This window comes from Rhodococcus sp. O3 (assembly GCF_048897285.1).
Taxonomy (GTDB): domain Bacteria; phylum Actinomycetota; class Actinomycetes; order Mycobacteriales; family Mycobacteriaceae; genus Rhodococcus.
On record NZ_JBMBTE010000099.1, the window covers coordinates 1 to 18,658 of the forward strand.

Consider the following 18,658-nt stretch of genomic DNA (forward strand, 5'->3'; position numbering starts at 1 on the left):
ATGTCCCCACCGTCGGGCTTCGGCGGCACCGGGATCACCGGGTCCGGTCTCGGCGCCGGAACCGGCGCGGTCCCCGCCTCCTCGGTCCCCGGTGTGTTCCCGGGACCGGCTGCACCCGCCGGCTCCGGCACCGCCGGCCCGGTCCCCACCCCTCCTGGGCGCCCCGGCATGTACGGCGGCGGCGTCCCGGCAGCCGGTGCCCCACGCGGGGACGACCGGACCGATCCCCGTGGCACACCGGGATTCCTGGTGTCCGCCGCGAACTCGACCGAGGTGGTCGGGGAAATGCCGAGGGTCGTACCGGCCGTGATCGGGGGCATCGACGACCGGTAGGCACCGGATTACGCTGTGACCCGAGCGGGTACCTGAGGTAGATGGGTCGTGCGGGAATGATTCGACAGCTGGGCGTCGAAGAGGAATTCCAGCTGATCGATGCGAAAACGCGCCGGCTCGTTCCTCGCGCCCCGGAACTGCTCGCCCGGCTCCCGCAGGACACCTACGTCGACGAACTGCAACGCTGCGTCGTCGAGGTCAACAGCGAGGTCCACCGGGAGCTGTCGAAACTCCGCGCGGATCTCGTCCTTCGTCGCTCGCAGCTGGTCGCGGCCGCCGCCGAACTGGGCCTGGGGGTCGCCGCGGCCGGTGCCGTCCCGCTCTCCGTCCCGGAGGAACTCCAGGTGAGCGAGACACCACGCTATCGCCGGATGCTCGCCGACTATCAGCTGCTCGCACGTGAGCAGCTGATCTGCGGCACCCAGGTTCACGTCGATGTTCCCGACCGGGACGAGGCGGTGCAGGTCGCGAACCGGATCGCCCCGCACCTGCCGGTCTTCCTGGCGCTCAGCGCGAGCTCGCCGTTCTGGGCCGACGGCACCGACACCGGTTACGCGAGCGTGCGCAGCCTCGTGTGGATCCGGTGGCCGAGCACCGGGCCCGCGGCACCGGTGTCGTCGGCCGCCGAGTACGACCGGCTGATCGCCGATCTGGTGTCGAGCGGGGTCATCACCGACCCGGGCATGGTGTACTTCGACCTGCGACCGTCCGCGCATCAACCCACCCTGGAACTGCGGGTGTGCGACAGCTGCCCGTCGGTCGACACGATCACACTGGTCGCCGGTCTGTTCCGCGCGCTCGTCGAACACGAGTGCACGGCACTGCGCGAGGGGATACCTCCCGTCAGGGCGAACCCCACCCTGATCCGCGCCGCGATGTGGCGGGCCGCCCGTTCCGGGCTCGAGGGCGACCTGGTCGACGTCGAGGCCGCGGTGCCGCGACCGGCCGTGGAGATGATCGACCGGCTCACCTCGTTGCTGCGTCCGGAACTGGAGCAGTTCGGCGACTGGGACACGGTCTCCGAACTGGCCGCGGCAGCCGCCCGCATCGGTAGCTCCGCGGCGCGGCAGCGACGGGTGCTGCGCCGGCGCGGCAAGCTCACCGACGTCGTGGACCTGCTGCTCGCCGAGACCGCCGGCCGCGTCCACGAGGTTCCGGAGGTCTCCGACCCCCACGGGACGCTGCTGCACGGGTACGCGCCGCTCCGCGCGGACGACGCCGACGACGGATACGACGAGGCCGTCGACGCACGCGGCCGGCCCCGCCCGGAATACGCACACGTGCTCACCACGCTGGCGCGGCTCGGCGCCGATACGCTGCGGACGGCGCAGGACGACATCGACCGCGAGCAGGGCCTCGACGGGGTGGTGTTCCGCGTCAGCGGCGAGGCCCGGGCACGGGTCTTCCCGATGGATGTGGTGCCCCGGATCATCACGGCCGACCAGTGGGAACACCTCGTTCCCGGACTCGAGCAGCGCGCGAAGGCACTCAACGCGTTCCTCGTCGACGTGTACGGGGACGCCGCGGTGATCCGGGACGGTGTGATGCCTGCGGAGGTGCTCGACCGTGCACCCGGGTTCCGCCGGAGCGGCGCCGCGGCCCACCTGCACCGGGTGCGCGCGCACATCTGCGGCATCGACCTGGTCAGGACCGGCCCCGGCCGGTTCGTGGTGCTCGAGGACAACCTCCGAGTGCCGTCGGGCGTCGGCTACGCCCTGGCCCACCGCGCGATGACCCGCACCTTCCTCGGCGAACTCCTCGAGGGCTCCGATGTCCTCGACGTCGAGGACACCACGGACCTGATGGTGAAGACGCTGCTGGCCGCCGCTCCGCCCCGGGCTCGCGGCGACCGGGTGGCCGCCGTGGTGCTGAGCGCGGGCCCGCAGGATTCCGCGTGGTTCGAACACACCATGCTCGCGGAGCGCACCGGTCTGCCGCTCGCCCAGACGCAGGACCTGTCGGTCCGCGACGACGTCGTGTACGTCCACCGCGGGACGACGAGGTCGCGCGTCGATGTCCTCTACGCCCGTGTCGACGAGGACATGCTGCTGTCCTCCACCGGCTACGACGGGCAGCCGCTGCGGCCGGGTCTGCTCGGCGCGCTGCGCGCGGGAACCGTGACCGTGGTCAACGCCCTCGGTAACGGGGTGGGCGACGACAAGGCCGTCTACACTTATGTGCCGGCGCTGATCGAGTACTACCTGGGTGAGCGGCCGTTGCTCGACCAGGTCCCGACGTGGGTGTGCGCCGAACGCGAGCAGCGCGACCACGTGCTGGACCGGCTCTCCGAGCTCGTGGTCAAGCCCATCGACGGATTCGGCGGCAACGGGATCACGATCGGCCCGGAGGCGACACCGGCCGAACTGGCGAGTCGCCGCCACGATCTGCTGAGGCAGCCGGAGCGATTCGTCGCGCAGGAGGTGGTGTCGTTGTCCACGCACCCGACGTTCGACGGCACCGGGTTCTACCCGCATCACGTCGACCTGCGCGTGTTCGTGCACGTGCGCGGCGACGGCGCGGCGGTCACCGCGCATGTCGCACCGGTGGCGCTGACCCGCGTGGCACCCGCCGGAAGCATGATCGTCAATTCTTCCCAGGGCGGGGGCGGCAAGGACACCTGGATCCTTCGGTCGGCGGGCGGGCCGCCTACCGGCCGGAGGGGGCGCTGACGTGTGCGGGGTGTGCGGCGAGATCCGGTTCGACGGCAGGCCCGCCGACACCGGTGCCGTGTCCCGGATGACCGCGTCCATGGCACCGCGCGGCCCCGATTCCGGCGGGATGTACGTGCAGGAATCGATCGCCCTGGGACACCGCCGGTTGAGCATCATCGATCTCTCCCCGCGCGGCCGTCAGCCCATGATCGACAGCGACCTCGGGCTCGCGCTCGTGTTCAACGGGTGCATCTACAACTACCGGCAGTTGCGAGCCGAACTGGAGGCGGCCGGCTATCGGTTCTTCTCCACCGCGGACAGCGAGGTCGTCCTCAAGGCATTCGATCGGTGGGGCACGGACTGTGTGCGCCGCTTCGCCGGGATGTTCGCGTTCGCGATCGCCGACACCGACACCGGGGTGGTCACCCTCGCGCGCGATCGGCTCGGGATCAAACCGCTGTATCTGGCCGAGTCCCCGGGCCGACTGCGATTCGCGTCGACGGTTCCGGCGCTGCTGCACGCCGGAGACGTCGACACCGACCTCGATCGGGTGGCGCTGCACCACTATCTGAGCTTCCATTCGGTGGTGCCGGCCCCGCGCACCATCTTCCGGGGCATCCGGAAGCTGCCTGCGGCGACCGTGCGGGTGATCCGGCCCGACGGCCGCAGCGACGACATCCGGTACTGGCAACCGGTGTTCGGCCCGGAACCGGACCGTGCCTCCTGGACCGAACGCGACTGGCAGCACGCCCTGCTCGACGCCCTGCGCACCGCGGTGTCGAGACGGATGGTCGCCGACGTGCCCGTCGGGGTTCTGCTGTCCGGCGGCATCGACTCGAGCCTGGTGGTCGCGTTGCTCGCCGAACAGGGCCAGCACGGTCTCGAGACATTCAGCATCGGATTCGATTCGGCCGCAGGAGAATCCGGGGACGAGTACGAGTACTCGGATCTGGTCGCCGAGACGTTCGGCACCGCCCACCACAAGATTCACATCGATTCCTCGCGCCTGCTGCCGGCCGTGCCCGCGACGATCGCGGCCATGAGCGAGCCGATGGTCAGCCACGACTGCGTCGCGTTCTACCTGCTGTCGGAGGAGGTGCGCCGATCGGTGAAGGTGGTCCAGTCGGGTCAGGGTGCCGACGAGATCCTCGCCGGATACGACTGGTATCCCCCGATGCTCGGCGTCGCGCGCGACCGCTCCGCCGAGGCGTACGCCCGCGTGTTCGTCGACCGCTCCCACGACGACATCGGCGCGCTGCTGTGCCCCGACTACCATCTCGACCACGACGCGAGCAGCGAATTCCTGGCCGCGCAGCATGCCGAACCCGGCGCCCACACCGCGGTCGATGCGGCGTTGCGTCTCGACACGACCGTCATGCTCGTCGAGGACCCGGTCAAGCGGGTCGACACGATGACGATGGCGTGGGGTCTCGAGGCTCGGGTCCCGTTCCTCGATCACGAGTTCGTCGAACTCGCCGCGACCTGCCCGCCCGAACTCAAACTCGCGTCCGGCGGCAAGGGCGTCCTCAAGGACGCGAGCCGGGCGTTGCTGCCGACCCGGATCATCGACCGCACCAAGGGATACTTCCCGGTTCCGGGAATCCGGAATCTCGACGGGGAACTGCTGACCCTGGTGCGCGACGCCCTGCACAGCCGCGCCGCGCGTGACCGCGGCCTGTACCGGCCGCACACGATCGACGCACTGCTGGCCGCACCGAACGACACCCGCACCACGCTCGGCGCGAACGCGCTCTGGCAGGTCGCGTTGCTCGAGTTGTGGTTGCAGTCGATGGACGAGCAGACCGGGACGAGAACCGCGCAGCCCGCGCGGGTGCAGAAGGAGTGAGCCGGGATGGATGCGGCACCGGAGAGTCCTACGCATGTGCGTTTCACGTCGGGCGCGTCGACATCGCCCGACGCGACCGGCTTCGCGCACCTCGTCGACGACGGCGGTTATCCGTGGGCCGTGCAGCGCTTCCTGACGGGCCGCTCGGCCGGGCCGGACCGTCGCGTGGATCTGCCCGTCGACGGGCCGGTCACCCGGATCCTGCATTCCGAGGACGGCATGTGGCTGGCGTGTGAGGTCGCCCCGGACGCCGGTACCCGTACCCAGGTGTGGGTGGTGCAGACCGATCCGGACGACCGCAGCGCGCGACGACTCGACTCGGCGAGCGACTCCTCGACGGAGCTGGTGTGCTGGGACGGTCCGCTCGTCGCGGTCACCGCGACCGACGAGGAGGGCGTCGCCGAATCCCGGCTGATCGACCCGCAGACGCTGGAGTCGGTCGTGCTCGATCGCCGGGTCGGTGGGCATCTGGTGGATTCGTGGGACGGTTCGGCTCTGCTGCGCGTCGGGCCGCGCGGACATCGCGAGCTGTTGTTGCTGCGCGCCGACGGATCCCGGACACCTTTGCTGCCCACCGATTTCGGATCGACCACCGATGCCGGGGTCATCCTCGACGACCACCGCCTGCTCGGCGGGCTGGACCGGTACGGGTCCCCGTGGGCGTCCAGCGACGGCGAACCGGCCCGCTACGTGCGGGCAGTGGTGCGCAGCGATCACGACTGCGAGTTCGCACGACTGCTGGGCGTCGCCGTGTCCGACGAAGGCGTGTCGTACCGGGTACTCGCCGAGCGACCCGACGCGGACCTCGACGAGTTCGCCGTCAGCGAGGACCACTCGACGGTGGCACTGCTGTGGAACATCAAGGGGCTGAGCGAATTACAGATTCTCGACCTGAGGGACGGCTCGCTCGCGCCGCCGATCCTGTTGCCCGGGCTCGTCGCGTCCGAGCTCTCGCTCAGCGCGACCGGCGCGCTGCTCGCGGTGACGGTGGAGGGCCCGGGGATGCCGCCGTCGGTCGAACTGGTCAATCCCCGTTCCGGCGACTGGGTTCCGGTCGAGCATGCGCGCACCCGGATCGATCCGGCGGTGGCACCGGAGCTGCTCGAATTCGAGGCTCGGGACGGAATGCCGTTGTCCGGATGGCACTATCGCGGCGGGAGCGAGCCGGGACCGGTGATGTTGTACTTCCACGGCGGCCCGGAGGCCCAGGAGCGACCCGGGTACAGCGACTACTTCCCCGCCCTCGTGGACGCCGGTATCACCGTGTTCGCACCGAACGTCCGGGGGTCGGGTGGATTCGGGCGAACGTTCATGCACGCCGACGACCGGTACGGGCGTTTCGCCGGCATCGACGACGTCGCGGATTGTGTGCAGTTCCTCGTCGAGCGGGGCATCGCCGACCCGGCGCGGATCGCGTGTGCCGGCCGCTCCTACGGCGGGTATCTCACGTTGGCGTCCTTGACCTTCCATGCCCCGCTGTTCGCGGCGGGTGTCGCGATCTGCGGAATGAGCGACCTCGAGAGTTTCTACGCCAACACCGAGCCGTGGATCGCGGCCGCGGCCTATCCGAAGTACGGGCATCCGGTCCACGACCGGGAACTACTGCAGGAACTGTCCCCGATCCACCGGATCGCCGACCTGAAGGCCCCGCTGCTGGTGGTGCACGGCGCACACGACACCAATGTGCCGGTCGGCGAGTCCGAGCAGATCGTCGCGGCCGTGCACGCCCGCGGCGGGGTCGCGGATTTCCTCCTGTTCGACGACGAGGGCCACGAGATCGTCAAGCGGGAGAACCGCCGCGCCCTGGCGTCGGCAATGGTCGACTGGCTCACCACACATCTGGGTGTGAGCCGTGTCGAGGAGGCCGCACGATGAGCGTCTCGTTCGAACAGCTCGTCGCGTGGCGGCGCGATCTGCACGCACACCCCGAATTGGGGTTCGCCGAGTACCGCACGACCGCGGTGGTCCGCGACCATCTGCGCTCACTGGGCCTCGAGCCGGTGACATTGCCGCGTGGGACCGGGCTGTGGTGCGACGTGGGTCCGCCGAGCGCGCACTGCATCGCCTTGCGGGCGGACCTCGACGCGCTGCCGCTGACCGAGGCCACGGGCCTGCCGTTCGCGTCGACGGTGCCCGGGGTGTGCCACGCGTGCGGACACGACGCGCACACCGCGATCCTCATGGGAGCCGCCGCCGAACTCGCCGAAGACCCTCCGCCCCAACGGGTCCGGCTGATCTTCCAACCGGCCGAGGAGGCGACGCCGGGTGGTGCGATCGAAGCCGTCGCGGCCGGGGCGCTCGAGGGCGTGTCGAAGATCTTCGCCCTGCATTGCGCACCGCAGTTCCGGGTCGGCATGCTCGCGACCCGGGCCGGTCCCATCACCTCGTCGAGCGACGCGGTGACGGTGCGTCTGTCGTCCGCCGGCGGGCATTCGGCGCGGCCCTATCTGACCGGCGACCTGATCCACGCCGCGGCGGTGCTGATCACCGGCCTGGCGTCGGTGCTCGACCGGCGGGTCGACGCGCGCAGCGCCACGGTCCTGACCTGGGGCAGGATCTCGGCGGGTTACGTGGGCAACGCGATCCCCGAGTCCGGGGAGCTGGTCGGGACGCTGCGCAGCGCGTCCCACGCGACCTGGGCGAGTCTCGAACCCCTGGTGCGCCGCACCATCGGCGAACTGCTCGCGCCCTACGGGGTCGGGCACGAACTCGAGTACGTGCAGGGCGTTCCTCCGGTCGTCAACGACCCGGATTGCGCCTCGGACCTGCTCGAAGCGATCGAGACGGTCGTCGGGCTGGACAACCTCGCCGAGGCCCAGCAGTCCAGCGGCGGTGAGGATTTCGCGTGGTACCTCGAAAAGGTCCCCGGCGCGATGGCGCGGCTCGGCGTCTGGGACGGGGTCGGGCCGCGCTGCGATCTGCACCGCCCCGAGTTCACCCTCGACGAACGCGCCCTCGTGCACGGTATGCGCACCTTCGTCGCCCTGGCACGGAAGGGGTGACGCGGCCGGCCCCGCTCAGTCGACGAGCGAAGCCACCTCGTGATCGGTCAGGGTCGTCTGCGGCACCCGGCCCGCGTTGCGGGCCAGTTCGACCGCCCGGTACAGCGGCCGCTCCCCCACCGCCGCGCTGCGCGCCTCGGCCCGCAGCTGTTCGACGAGGACCGACGACACCGCAGCGGCCGGCGCCACCTCCGCGGTGGCGAGGGCGTCGGCGAGCCGGCGCAGCGCGAGCACGTCGAGTTCGCGTCCGCCGCCGTCCGCATACAACGCCAGCGGCACCGACACGAGCCCGTGCTCGCCGTCGTTGATGCGGAGGATCACCTGACTCACCCGCGCGACACGCACGAGCAATTCGACACCGGCCAGGTGCCGCAGGTCCACACTGCGCGAACGAACCGGTCCCGACGCGACCAGTACCGTGCCGTCGAGGCGCAGGTGCCGACGGGTCACGACGAATGCGCCGACGGCCGGGGGAAGCCCGAAGAGCAGCCCGAGCGCAATGGCGATCGACCCCGGCACGAACAGCCACGCCACCCCGGCGAGCACGATGCCGAGGAGTACCGATGCGAGCGCGACGCGGCGGGCACGCGGCAGCAGAAGGTGCGGCGGCAGCAGGTCCAGGGACACGGATTCGGGCGCAGGCCCGTCAGTCCCCGGCAACGACCTCACCCACGCGCGCGACTGCATCGGCGAGCGGCACAGTCTGCTGCTCGCCGGTACGCAGGTCCTTGACGACGATCTCGCCGGCCTCGAGTTCACGCTCGCCGAGGACCAGGGCGACGACGGCCCCGGACTTGTCGGCGGCCTTCATCGCGCCCTTGAGTCCGCGTCCTCCGTAGGCGAGATCGACGCGGATGCCCGCGCCGCGGAGCTTGTGGGCGAGCGGAACCAGTGCGGACTTGGCGGCGTCGCCCATCGGCACGCCGTACACCTCGCAGCGGGCCGGGGTGGCGGCGCTCTTGCCTTCGGCGGCGAGCGCGAGGATCGTGCGGTCCACACCGAGACCGAACCCGATACCCGACAGCGGCTGCCCGCCGAGCTGCTCCATCAGGCCGTCGTAGCGGCCGCCGCCGCCGATACCGGACTGGGCACCGAGGCCGTCGTGCACGAACTCGAAGGTGGTCTTGGTGTAGTAGTCGAGGCCGCGGACCATCCGCGGGTTGACGACATAGGGCACCCCGAGTGCGTCGAGGTGGCTCAGCACCTCGTCGAAGTGGGCCTTGGCGCTGTCGGACAGGTGGTCGAGCATGAGCGGCGCGTCGGCGGTCATCTCCCGCACCTGCGGGCGCTTGTCGTCGAGCACGCGCAGCGGGTTGATCTCGGCGCGGCGGCGGGTCTCCTCGTCGAGCGGCAACTCGAACAGGAACTGCTGCAGCAGCTCCCGGTACTGCGGCCGGCAGGTCTCGTCGCCGAGCGAGGTGATCTCGAGGCGGAAGCCCTCGAGTCCCAGGCTGCGGAAACCGGCGTCGGCGACCGCGATGACCTCGGCGTCGAGCGCCGGATCGTCGACGCCGATCGCCTCCACGCCGACCTGCTGCAGCTGCCGGTACCGTCCGGCCTGGGGCCGCTCGTACCGGAAGAACGGGCCCGAGTAGCTGAGTTTGACGGGCAGCTGGCCGCGGTCGAGGCCGTGCTCGATGACCGCGCGCATCACGCCGGCGGTGCCTTCGGGACGCAGCGTGACGGACCGGTCGCCACGGTCGGCGAACGTGTACATCTCCTTGGTGACGACGTCGGTGGATTCGCCGACACCGCGCGCGAACAACCCGGTGTCCTCGAAGATCGGCAGCTCGATGTGCCCGTACCCGGCCAGACGCGCGGCCCGCGTCAAACCGTCGCGCACGGCCACGAACTCCGCGGACTGCGGCGGAACGTAATCCGGGACACCCTTCGGGGCCGAGAACGTGGAGACCTTGCTCACCTGTCGCTGCTTTCTCTTGTCGGAAGGATGTGCGTGTGGGTCCGGATCAGCGGGTGCCGGCCAGGCCCGTCAGGAAGGGGTTCGACACCCGCTCCCGTCCGATCGTGCTGGACCGACCGTGCCCCGGAAGGATGTTCGTGGCGTCGTCGAGCACCAGCAGTTTCGCGGCGAGCGACTCGAGCAGCTGCTCGTGGTTGCCGCCGGGCAGGTCGGTGCGGCCGATGGACCCTTCGAACAGGGTGTCGCCGGTCAGGGCGACCGGAACCTCGGTGCCGTCGGGGGTGGTCGCGACGGTGCGCAGCACCACAGATCCCTGCGTGTGGCCGGGGGTGTGGTCGACGACGAAGCGGATCCCGGCGTGCTCGATCTCGTCGCCGTCGGCGAACTCGATCACCTCGTGCGGTTCGGTGAAGGTGGCGCCCTGCAGGAACGGTGCCAGGCTCGAACCGAGTCCGACTCCCGGATCGGTGAGCATGTGCCGGTCGCCGGGGTGGATATAGGTGGGGATGTCGTACCGGTCCGCGACCACCTGCGCCGACCAGATGTGGTCGAGGTGCCCGTGGGTGAGCAGTACCGCGCGCGGACTCAGATCGGATCCGGTGAGGAACTCGTTCAACGGTTCGGCGGCGTCCTGACCGGGATCGACGACGACGCACTCCTTCGAGTTGTCCTGCGCGAGGATGTAGCAGTTGGTCTGGAACATCCCGGCGGGGAATCCGGTAACGAGCACGAGCATCGCTCCTACGGTGAGAGCAGTTCTGGGGGCCCCTACAGCCTAGGTGCAACGCCCGGTCCGCCCGCTTCCAGGTTCGGGTGGCAAACTCGATCCGGCCTGACTTCACAGCTCAGCCACGACCGAGGGGTTACGGGAGGACTACAGCAGTGCCGAGCAACGCACAGCGGCGCCAGGCCGCGAAACGCAAACTCGAACGGCAGCTCGCGCGCCGTGCGGAGCGTGAGCGCAAACGCCGCCAACGGAACATCGGCCTGACGGCCCTCGGGGTGATCGTCGCGATCGGTGTGGGCGTCACGCTGTGGGCGGTCAACCGCGGCGACGACGAGAACGCCACCACCGCGGCCGGCGAGACCGAGCAGAGCTCCGAGTTCGCGGCCCTGCCCGCGGGGCGCGCCGAACCGCTGCCGGAATCCGTGAGCTGCGAGTACCCCGCCGACGGGCGCGAACCCTCGCGGCCGGTGGAACCGCCGCGCACCGAGGGCATCCTCACCCGCGGCGAGGGCAACACCGACATCAGCGTCAGCGTCGAGACGACGCAGGGGAACATCGGGTTGATGCTGCACAACTCGGATTCGCCGTGCACGGTCAACAGCTTCCTGTCCCTCGCCTCGCAGGGATACTTCGACAACACCGAGTGCCACCGGTTGACGACGTCGCCGTCGCTGCAGGTGCTGCAGTGCGGCGACCCCACCGGCACCGGCAGCGGCGGGCCGGGCTACGCGTTCGCCAACGAGTTCCCCACCGACCAGTTCGCGGCCGACGACCCGGCCTCACAGGAGCCGATGACCTACGCGCGCGGCACCCTGGCGATGGCCAACGCCGGCCCGGGTACCAACGGCAGCCAGTTCTTCCTGGTCTACGGGGATTCGATACTGCCGCCGCAGTACACGGTGTTCGGTACGGTCGACGAGACCGGCCTGGCGACACTCGACAAGATCGCCGCGGAGGGTGTCGCCGGCGGCGGCGCCGACGGCAAGCCCGCTCTGGCGACGTCCCTGACCAGCGTGAGGATGGACTGATGGCCCGCACCCGAACTCGTCTCGCGGTCGTCGCGGCCGGCGCAGCACTCCTGCTGGCCGGTTGTTCCGACGACGGCACCGACACCACCACGACCACTTCCGCCCGGACGGCGACGGCCACCCAGTCTGCGCCGGCGTACATCGGCGCGCTGCCCGAACGCCCCGCGGCGGGCGACCCCGTCGACTGCAGCTACATGCCGGACGGCGAGGCCGCGAAGGACGTGACGCCGCCGCAGGAGAGTGGGGTGAGCACCGCGGGGTCACCGGCGGTGACGATGACCACCAGCGCGGGCTCGATCGGGCTGACACTGGATCCGGCCGCCGCACCGTGCACGGTCAACAGCTTCGTCTCGCTGGCCGAGCAGGGCTATTTCGACGACACGCCCTGCCATCGTCTCGTGACCTCGCCCGGCCTGCAGGTGCTGCAGTGCGGCGACCCGTCCGGCACCGGCCGCGGCGGCCCGGGCTACGGATTCGACACCGAATACCCGGAGACCGCGTTCGCACCGACCGATCCCGCGCTCTCCCAGCCGGTGGTGTACCCGCGGGGCACCGTCGCCATGGCGAACACCGGGCAGCCCGGGAGCAACGGAAGCCAATTCTTCCTCGTCTACGAGGATTCGCAGCTCCCGCCGGCGTACACGATCTTCGGCACGATCGACGAGGCCGGTCTCGCGACCATCGAGAAGGTCGCGGCCGCGGGCGACGACGGCTCGATGGGCAGCGTCGGTGGCGGTGCCCCGAACCTGCCCGTGCAGATCGAGACGGTGACGGTCGCGTCCTGAGCGCGGTGACATTCCGAGGACAGTGACATTCCGAGGACAGTGACATTCCGAGGACAGGGACGGGCCGGTGTCTTCCGAGCGGGAGGCACCGGCCCGTTCCCGTCTGTCGGCTTCCTCTGTGGCCGGTCACCGCACGCCGGGTCCGGGTGCGGGACAGCTCCCGCTTCCTGTCCTATTCCCGGCGAATCGGATATCGTGCCGTTGCTGTGACCCCACATCCCTCGACGGTGCCCGCCCGCGATCGGACACCACTCCGCCGCGCTCGACGGGGCAGCGTGCTGCTCGCCGCCGCGATTCTTGCCGCGGGATGCGCGGCCGACAGCGACGCCGCGGGCACACCCCCGACGACCGCGGTCACCTCGTCCCCCACGGTGTCGTCGACCTCGGCGCCGGAGGAGTTCGACGCGTCGGCCATTCCCGCCCTGCCACCGGTTCCCGCACCGCCGGGCGCAACCGTCGAGTGCCGGTATACCGAGGGAGGTCCCGCGACGCCACAGGCCCGGTTCTCGAAGGTGGCCACGGTCTCGACGGCCGGGACGGTCAAGATCACCCTCGTGACCACGGCGGGCTCGATTCCCGTCGTGCTCGATCGGGCGAAGGCGCCGTGCGCGGTCAACAGCTTCATCAATCTGGCCCGGCAGGGCTTCTACAACGGCAGTGCCTGCGACCGGCTGGTCGACGAGCCCGGAACCCGGGTCTTCACGTGCGGCGACCCCACGGGAACCGGCACCGGCGGACCCGGCTACCGATTCGCCGACGAATATCCCGTCACGGTGACCTCCCAGACGAACGGGTTCCTGACGCCGGTGCTGCACCCGCGCGGCACGCTGGCGATGGCCTCGGACGGACGCGCCGACAACAACGGCAGCCGATTCCTGCTGTTCTTCGGCGACAGCGTCCTACCGGCGCAGTACACGGTCTTCGGAACCATCGGCGAATCCGGCCTGCCGCTGCTCGATGCGGCGGCAGCGGCAGGACACGACGGCGCCCTCGAGTCCGTCGGCGGCCGTCCCCTCACACCGGTGGTGATCAACAGGGTGATCTGAGGGTGAAACGGGCCCGTCACAACGGCAGGGTCTGTCCGGAAAGGCACGATTCGGTTACGGTCCGGATCTGTGAGAGCCGTTTCGACCGCGATGCAGGGGATCGTCCGCCGGTCCCGCGTCTGCACGCTCGGGGTCGCCGCGGTCGTCGTGACCGCGTGCGGCACCGGTGATGCGACCACCGCCGACACCCCACCGCTCCCGGCACCGTCCTCCGCGTCGGCCCTGACGATGCCGGCCGGAGCTCCGCTGCCCCCGCCACCCGTTGCCGACGCGCAGAACGTCTCATGTTCGTACGTCCCCGGCGGCAGATCCGCACGTCCCGCGACGGCCCCGGCCGCGACACCGGTGCCCACGAGCGGGACCGTCGAACTCACTCTCGACACCAGCATCGGTGCCGTACCGCTCGTGCTCGATCGCGCCGGCGCGCCGTGTGCGGTGAACAGCCTGGTCTCGCTGGCCCGGCAAGGTTTCTACGACGGCGTCGCCTGCCATCGTCTGTCCACCGACGAGGGTGCCCGCCTGTACCAGTGCGGGGACCCGTCGGGCACCGGAACCGGCGGCCCCGGCTACACATTCGCGGACGAGTGGCCGGTCACCGTGTCGCACGGCACCGACGGATACAAGGCACCCCCCGCGCTCTACCCTCGCGGCACGATCGCGATGGCCAACACCGGCCGAGCCGACACCAACGGCAGCCAGTTCTTCCTGGTCATCGGCGATTCGGTGCTGTACCCGCAGTACACGGTCCTGGGCAACGTCGGGGAGGCGGGCCTGCCGCTGCTCGACGCGGCCGCGGCCGCCGGTCACGACGGCAGCAGCCCCCTCGGCGGGGGCACCCCCACGACGCCGGTCGTGATCACCGACGTCCGCTGACCGAGTCCGAACGCCGCCCGTCAGGCCGCCGACGTCACGCGGTAGACGTCGTAGACGCCCTCCACGTTGCGGACCACGTTCAGCACGTGCCCGAGATGCTTGGGATCACCCATCTCGAACGTGAACCGGCTGACCGCAACCCGGTCACCCGACGTGGTCACCGACGCCGACAGGATGTTCACGCGCTCGTCGGCGAGCGCCTTGGTGACGTCCGACAACAGCCGGTGCCGGTCCAGCGCCTCGATCTGGATCGCGACGAGGAACACCGACGACGGGGACGGCGCCCACTTCACCTCGATGATCCGCTCCGACTGCTCCTTCAGCGATCCGGCGTTGGTGCAGTCGGTGCGGTGCACGCTGACCGAACCGGTGCGGGTCACGAACCCCATGATCTCGTCGCCCGGGACCGGGGTGCAGCACTTGGCGAGCTTCGAGACGGTGCCCGGTGCCCCGGGAACCTCGACACCCGAATCACCGCTCTGCCGCGACCGGGTCGGCGTCGTCGACGGCGTCGCCCGTTCGGCGAGTTCCTCTTCGACACCGCCGACACCGCCGAGCATCGTCACCAGGCGCTGCACGACGTGCTGCGCGGAGACATGGTGCTCCCCCACCGCCGTGTACAGCGCGGACACGTCGCTGTAGCGCAGTTCCTTGGCGGCCGCGAGCATCAGGTCGGCGTTCATCAACCGCTGCAGGGGCAGCCCGACGCGCCGCACCTCCTTCGCGATGGCGTCCTTGCCCGCCTCGAGAGCCTCCTCGCGGCGTTCCTTCGCGAACCACTGGCGGATCTTCGCCTTGGCGCGCGGCGATCCCACGAACGACTGCCAGTCGCGGCTCGGTCCCGCATTCGGGTCCTTCGAGGTGAACACCTCGACGACCTCGCCGTTCTCGAGCTTGCGTTCGAGCGCGACGAGCCGGCCGTTGACGCGGGCACCGATGCACCGGTGCCCGACCTCGGTGTGCACCGCGTACGCGAAGTCCACCGGCGTCGACCCCGACGGCAACGTGATCACATCGCCCTTGGGCGTGAACACGAAGATCTCCTTGACCGCCAGGTCGTATCGGAGCGACTCGAGGAACTCCCCCGGGTCCGCGGCCTCACGCTGCCAGTCGAGCAGCTGACGCATCCACGCCATGTCGTCGAGCTCGTTGGCGTCGCCCGAGTGCTTGCCCTTGGTTTCCTTGTAGCGCCAGTGCGCGGCGATCCCGAACTCGGCGGTCCGGTGCATCTCGCGGGTGCGGATCTGCACCTCGAGCGGCTTGCCCTCCGGACCGATGACGGTGGTGTGCAGGGACTGGTACACGCCGTAGCGCGGCTGGGCGATGTAGTCCTTGAAGCGACCCGCCATCGGCTGCCACAGCGAATGCACCACACCGACCGCGGCGTAGCAGTCGCGGATCTCGTTGCAGAGGATGCGCACCCCGACCAGGTCGTGGATGTCGTCGAAGTCGCGGCCCTTGACGATCATCTTCTGATAGATCGACCAGTAGTGCTTGGGCCGGCCCTCGACGGTCGCGTCGATCCGCGACGCCGCCAGCGTCGCGTTGATCTCGGCGCGCACCTTCGCCAGGTAGGTGTCGCGGGAAGGCGCGCGGGTCGCGACGAGGCGGACGATCTCCTCGTACTTCTTCGGATGCAGGATCGCGAACGAGAGGTCCTCGAGTTCCCATTTGACCGTCGCCATGCCGAGTCGATGCGCGAGCGGGGCAATCACCTCGAGGGTCTCGCGGGCCTTGCGCGCCTGCTTCTCGGGCGGCAGGAAGCGCATCGTGCGCATGTTGTGCAGCCGGTCGGCGACCTTGATGACCAGGACGCGCGGGTCCCGCGCCATCGCGATGATCATCTTGCGAATGGTCTCGGCCTCGGCGGCATTGCCGAGGACGACCTTGTCGAGCTTGGTGACCCCGTCGACGAGGTGCGCGACCTCCTCACCGAACTCGGCGGTGAGCTGTTCGAGGCTGTAACCGGTGTCCTCGACCGTGTCGTGCAGCAGAGCCGCGACGAGCGTCGTGGTGTCCATCCCGAGTTCCGCGAGGATCGTCGCGACCGCGAGCGGATGGGTGATGTACGGGTCGCCGGACTTGCGCTTCTGCGTGGCGTGGCGTTCCTCGGCGACATCGTAGGCCCGTTGCAGTTGCGACAGATCGGCCTTCGGATACAGCTCGCGGTGGATCGTGACCAGCGGCTCGAGCACCGGCTTGAGTGCGGTTCCGCGCTGACCGGTGATGCGCCGGGCCAGCCGTGCCCGCACCCGGCGCGACGCGGACGTCGATGCCGGTGTCGGGGTGGGGCCGGAGTTCGACGACCGATCAAGATTCTGGGTCATACCCACTCCTCCCGCCGCATTGCCCGGACCGTCGTGCTCGGCCCGCCGGGGCCGTCCGGCCCGGGTACCTGCGCCAACTGTAGTCCTCAGATCCGCACGAGCGACGTCAGCGGGTGCTTCGCGAGCCGTGCTCGTCCGGCCAGCGCCTCGATCTCGGTCACGACCGACACCGCGACCACGTCCGCACCGCCTTCCTCGAGCAACTGCACGGTCGCGGCGAGGGTGCCGCCGGTGGCCAGGACGTCGTCGACGACGAATACCCGGCGACCCTCGAGCGCAATCGAATCACCCGGAATCTCGATGGACGCGGAGCCGTACTCGAGGGAGTACTCGCAGGTGCGCACGGGCGGCGGAAGCTTGCCGGCCTTGCGCACCGCCAGGACCCCGACCCCGAGTTCGCGGGCGATGCCGCCACCGAGGAGGAAACCCCGCGCGTCGACGCCGGCCACCAGTTCCGCGCCCTCGGCGACGGCCGCCAGCGCGGCGATCACCGCACCGAAGGCCGGGCCGTCCGCGAAGACCGGGGTGAGATCCGCGAATCGCACACCGGGGGTCGGGAAGTCGTCGACCCACCGGGTCCGTTCGGTCACCGCGGTCGCGGCGCGCTCGAGGAGGGCAGGGTCGACGATTCCGTGGATACTCACCTGGTCAGTATCCACCGGTCCATGTTCCAGCCCGCACCCGCGGTCGTCGGATTCGCGACCGCGACGTGCATGCCCGGCGCGAGCGCGGTGGTGCGGGGCTGGGCGAAGAGCGGCACCGTCGGCATCTCGTTCCAGAGGATCGTCTCGGCTTCACCGGCCAGGGCGGCCACCGCGGCGTTGTCCGAGGTGACGAGCAACGCGTCGAGGATCTCGTCGACGCGGCGGTTCGCGAAGCCACCGAGGTTGCTGCCGGTCCCGGAGTGCAGAGCGCCGCGGGCGTCACCCATGTCGGCGGCGCCGCCCGCCCCGGCGACCGCGGCCGTGCCGGCGAGGACGGCATCGACCTGTCCCGCCGTCAACTGTGACGGCGTGAACGTCTCGGATCCGGCGTCGACGACCTCGATACCGGCGTCGCGGCACGATTCGGCGATCAGTTCCACGGTCCGGGCGCGACGCGGGTCGGGCCCGAGATAACCGACCCGGACGGTGATCCGCTCCTGATCACTGGCGGCGAGTTCGCTCTTCGCCGCCTCCCGGTCGGCCCGGGCGTACCGGGAAGCGGTCCCGGCCACGCCGGGGTACAGCGGGGAATCCGCCGCCAGGATCCGGGAATCGACCGGTCCGGTCCCGAGCCCCGAGTCCGGTGTGTCGGCGACCGTTCCGAGCTGGTCGAACAGTTCACCGCGGGGAATGCACAACGCGAACGCGCGCCGCGCCGCCGGGTTCGCGAACACGCCCTTGGTGGCGAGCGTCAGCTGCTCGACATTGCGCGAGGGCACCGTGGTCGCGGTGGCACCCTCACCGGCGCCGATGCCCTCGAGGGCACCGTCGGCGCTGTCGACGACATGGATCCGGCCGTCCTCGGACGCGGTCGTCGCGGCGGTGCCACGCGGCCACACCACGATCGTGTCCGTGGCCGGACGGTTGCCCCACCAGCGTTCGTTCGCGACGAGGACGAGGCCGTCCTCGGCGGTGTAGGACTCGATGCGATACGGCCCGGCCGACGGCAGCAGCGAGAGGTCGAGCGCTCCCGGGGTCAGGTTCCAGCCGGTGTTCCAGAAGTCCGCCATCCGACGCACCGCGTCGAGGTCACCGCCGTTGATCGCCGCGACCGGGTCGGCGACGCCGGACGCCCGGGCCACCACGTGCGAGGGCAGCAGCTCGGTGGCCCCGAAGAGCGCCTTCCAGTCCGTGTCGGAGCGGTCCGCACGGAAGACGACGGTCGCGTCCTTCGAGCCGGGCTGGCAGTCGATCCGGTCGATGTCGGCGTACCCGCCGCGCTGCGCGGAGTCGAACACGTTCACCACGGCACCGGTTTCGTCCGGAGCGGTGAAACGGCCGGACGCCGCAGCCCACGCCAGCACGAGGTCGTCGCAGCTCATCGGTACTCCGTCGGAGTACACCGAATCCGCGGCGAGCCGGTACTGGACGGTGAGCCGATCGGCGGGCATGACGGTGGCGGTACCGACGTCGGT

General features: G+C 70.3%; 14 protein-coding genes and 1 pseudogene. 9 read left to right on the forward strand and 6 right to left on the reverse strand.

Going from position 1 to position 18,658, the window contains the following annotated elements:
- The 5 genes and pseudogenes from ACN675_RS21815 to ACN675_RS21835 form a co-directional block, all read left to right on the forward strand.
- Window positions 1-333: pseudogene (locus ACN675_RS21815) on the forward strand (hypothetical protein); the annotation flags it as partial.
- A 56-nt stretch (window positions 334-389) separates the two neighbouring features.
- A complete protein-coding gene (locus tag ACN675_RS21820; protein ID WP_420752831.1) occupies window positions 390-3,002 on the forward strand; it encodes a glutamate--cysteine ligase in 2,613 nt (870 codons plus the stop codon).
- 1 nt (window position 3,003) lies between these two features.
- Window positions 3,004-4,830, forward strand: coding sequence for an N-acetylglutaminylglutamine amidotransferase (locus ACN675_RS21825; RefSeq protein WP_420752832.1), 1,827 nt, complete (start codon window positions 3,004-3,006; stop codon window positions 4,828-4,830).
- Window positions 4,831-4,836: 6 nt separating this feature from the next.
- Entirely contained in the window at window positions 4,837-6,705 is a 1,869-nt protein-coding gene (locus tag ACN675_RS21830) for an alpha/beta hydrolase family protein (protein WP_420752833.1), read from the forward strand.
- Window positions 6,702-7,832 (forward strand): amidohydrolase, encoded by a 1,131-nt coding sequence (locus ACN675_RS21835; RefSeq protein ID WP_420752834.1) that lies wholly within the window; start codon window positions 6,702-6,704, stop codon window positions 7,830-7,832. Before ACN675_RS21830 ends, ACN675_RS21835 begins: the two co-directional genes overlap by 4 nt.
- A 15-nt stretch (window positions 7,833-7,847) precedes the next feature.
- Here the strand turns inward: ACN675_RS21835 and ACN675_RS21840 are convergent, their stop codons facing one another.
- From ACN675_RS21840 to ACN675_RS21850, 3 genes are read right to left on the reverse strand one after another with little or no spacing between them, the layout of a single operon-like run.
- Window positions 7,848-8,519 (reverse strand): hypothetical protein, encoded by a 672-nt coding sequence (locus ACN675_RS21840; protein WP_420752835.1) that lies wholly within the window; start codon window positions 8,517-8,519, stop codon window positions 7,848-7,850.
- On the reverse strand, window positions 8,479-9,753 hold the full coding sequence (gene hisS / locus ACN675_RS21845) for a histidine--tRNA ligase (protein ID WP_420752836.1): 1,275 nt from the start codon (window positions 9,751-9,753) through the stop codon (window positions 8,479-8,481). Before hisS ends, ACN675_RS21840 begins: the two co-directional genes overlap by 41 nt.
- 46 nt (window positions 9,754-9,799) lie before the next feature.
- A complete protein-coding gene (locus ACN675_RS21850; protein ID WP_197256325.1) occupies window positions 9,800-10,483 on the reverse strand; it encodes an MBL fold metallo-hydrolase in 684 nt (227 codons plus the stop codon).
- A gap of 152 nt (window positions 10,484-10,635) precedes the next feature.
- On the opposite strand from ACN675_RS21850, the gene ACN675_RS21855 reads away from it, so the two are divergent.
- From ACN675_RS21855 to ACN675_RS21870, 4 genes are all read left to right on the forward strand, one after another.
- Complete coding sequence (locus tag ACN675_RS21855) at window positions 10,636-11,508, forward strand: peptidylprolyl isomerase (protein WP_420752837.1); 873 nt, start codon at window positions 10,636-10,638, stop codon at window positions 11,506-11,508.
- A complete protein-coding gene (locus tag ACN675_RS21860) occupies window positions 11,508-12,293 on the forward strand; it encodes a peptidylprolyl isomerase (protein ID WP_420752838.1) in 786 nt (261 codons plus the stop codon). Before ACN675_RS21855 ends, ACN675_RS21860 begins: the two co-directional genes overlap by 1 nt.
- Before the next feature lie 206 nt (window positions 12,294-12,499).
- Window positions 12,500-13,339, forward strand: coding sequence for a peptidylprolyl isomerase (locus tag ACN675_RS21865; protein ID WP_420752839.1), 840 nt, complete (start codon window positions 12,500-12,502; stop codon window positions 13,337-13,339).
- A 69-nt stretch (window positions 13,340-13,408) separates the two neighbouring features.
- Window positions 13,409-14,212, forward strand: coding sequence for a peptidylprolyl isomerase (locus ACN675_RS21870; protein ID WP_420752840.1), 804 nt, complete (start codon window positions 13,409-13,411; stop codon window positions 14,210-14,212).
- A gap of 20 nt (window positions 14,213-14,232) precedes the next feature.
- Here ACN675_RS21870 and ACN675_RS21875 read toward each other — a convergent pair whose 3' ends face one another.
- The 3 genes from ACN675_RS21875 to ACN675_RS21885 form a co-directional block, all read right to left on the reverse strand.
- Window positions 14,233-16,539 carry a RelA/SpoT family protein gene (locus ACN675_RS21875; protein WP_420752841.1) on the reverse strand — a complete coding sequence of 769 codons (2,307 nt, stop codon included), beginning with the start codon at window positions 16,537-16,539 and terminating at the stop codon, window positions 14,233-14,235.
- Between the two features lie 86 nt (window positions 16,540-16,625).
- Entirely contained in the window at window positions 16,626-17,183 is a 558-nt protein-coding gene (locus ACN675_RS21880; RefSeq protein ID WP_420752842.1) for an adenine phosphoribosyltransferase, read from the reverse strand.
- Window positions 17,180-18,658, reverse strand: a 1,479-nt coding sequence (locus tag ACN675_RS21885) for an ABC transporter substrate-binding protein (RefSeq protein ID WP_420752843.1), incomplete at its 5' end; no start/stop codon positions are given. The genes ACN675_RS21880 and ACN675_RS21885, both read right to left, overlap by 4 nt.

Bases quoted from the DNA above. Each gene is read 5' to 3' on its own strand.
- ACN675_RS21835 (WP_420752834.1), top strand. From the start codon at position 6,702: ATGAGCGTCTCGTTCGAACAGCTCGTCGCGTGGCGGCGCGATCTGCAC.
- ACN675_RS21860 (WP_420752838.1), top strand. From the start codon at position 11,508: ATGGCCCGCACCCGAACTCGTCTCGCGGTCGTCGCGGCCGGCGCAGCA.
- ACN675_RS21820 (WP_420752831.1), top strand. From the start codon at position 390: ATGATTCGACAGCTGGGCGTCGAAGAGGAATTCCAGCTGATCGATGCG.
- ACN675_RS21875 (WP_420752841.1), bottom strand. From the start codon at position 16,539: ATGACCCAGAATCTTGATCGGTCGTCGAACTCCGGCCCCACCCCGACA.
- ACN675_RS21840 (WP_420752835.1), bottom strand. From the start codon at position 8,519: ATGCAGTCGCGCGCGTGGGTGAGGTCGTTGCCGGGGACTGACGGGCCT.
- ACN675_RS21830 (WP_420752833.1), top strand. From the start codon at position 4,837: ATGGATGCGGCACCGGAGAGTCCTACGCATGTGCGTTTCACGTCGGGC.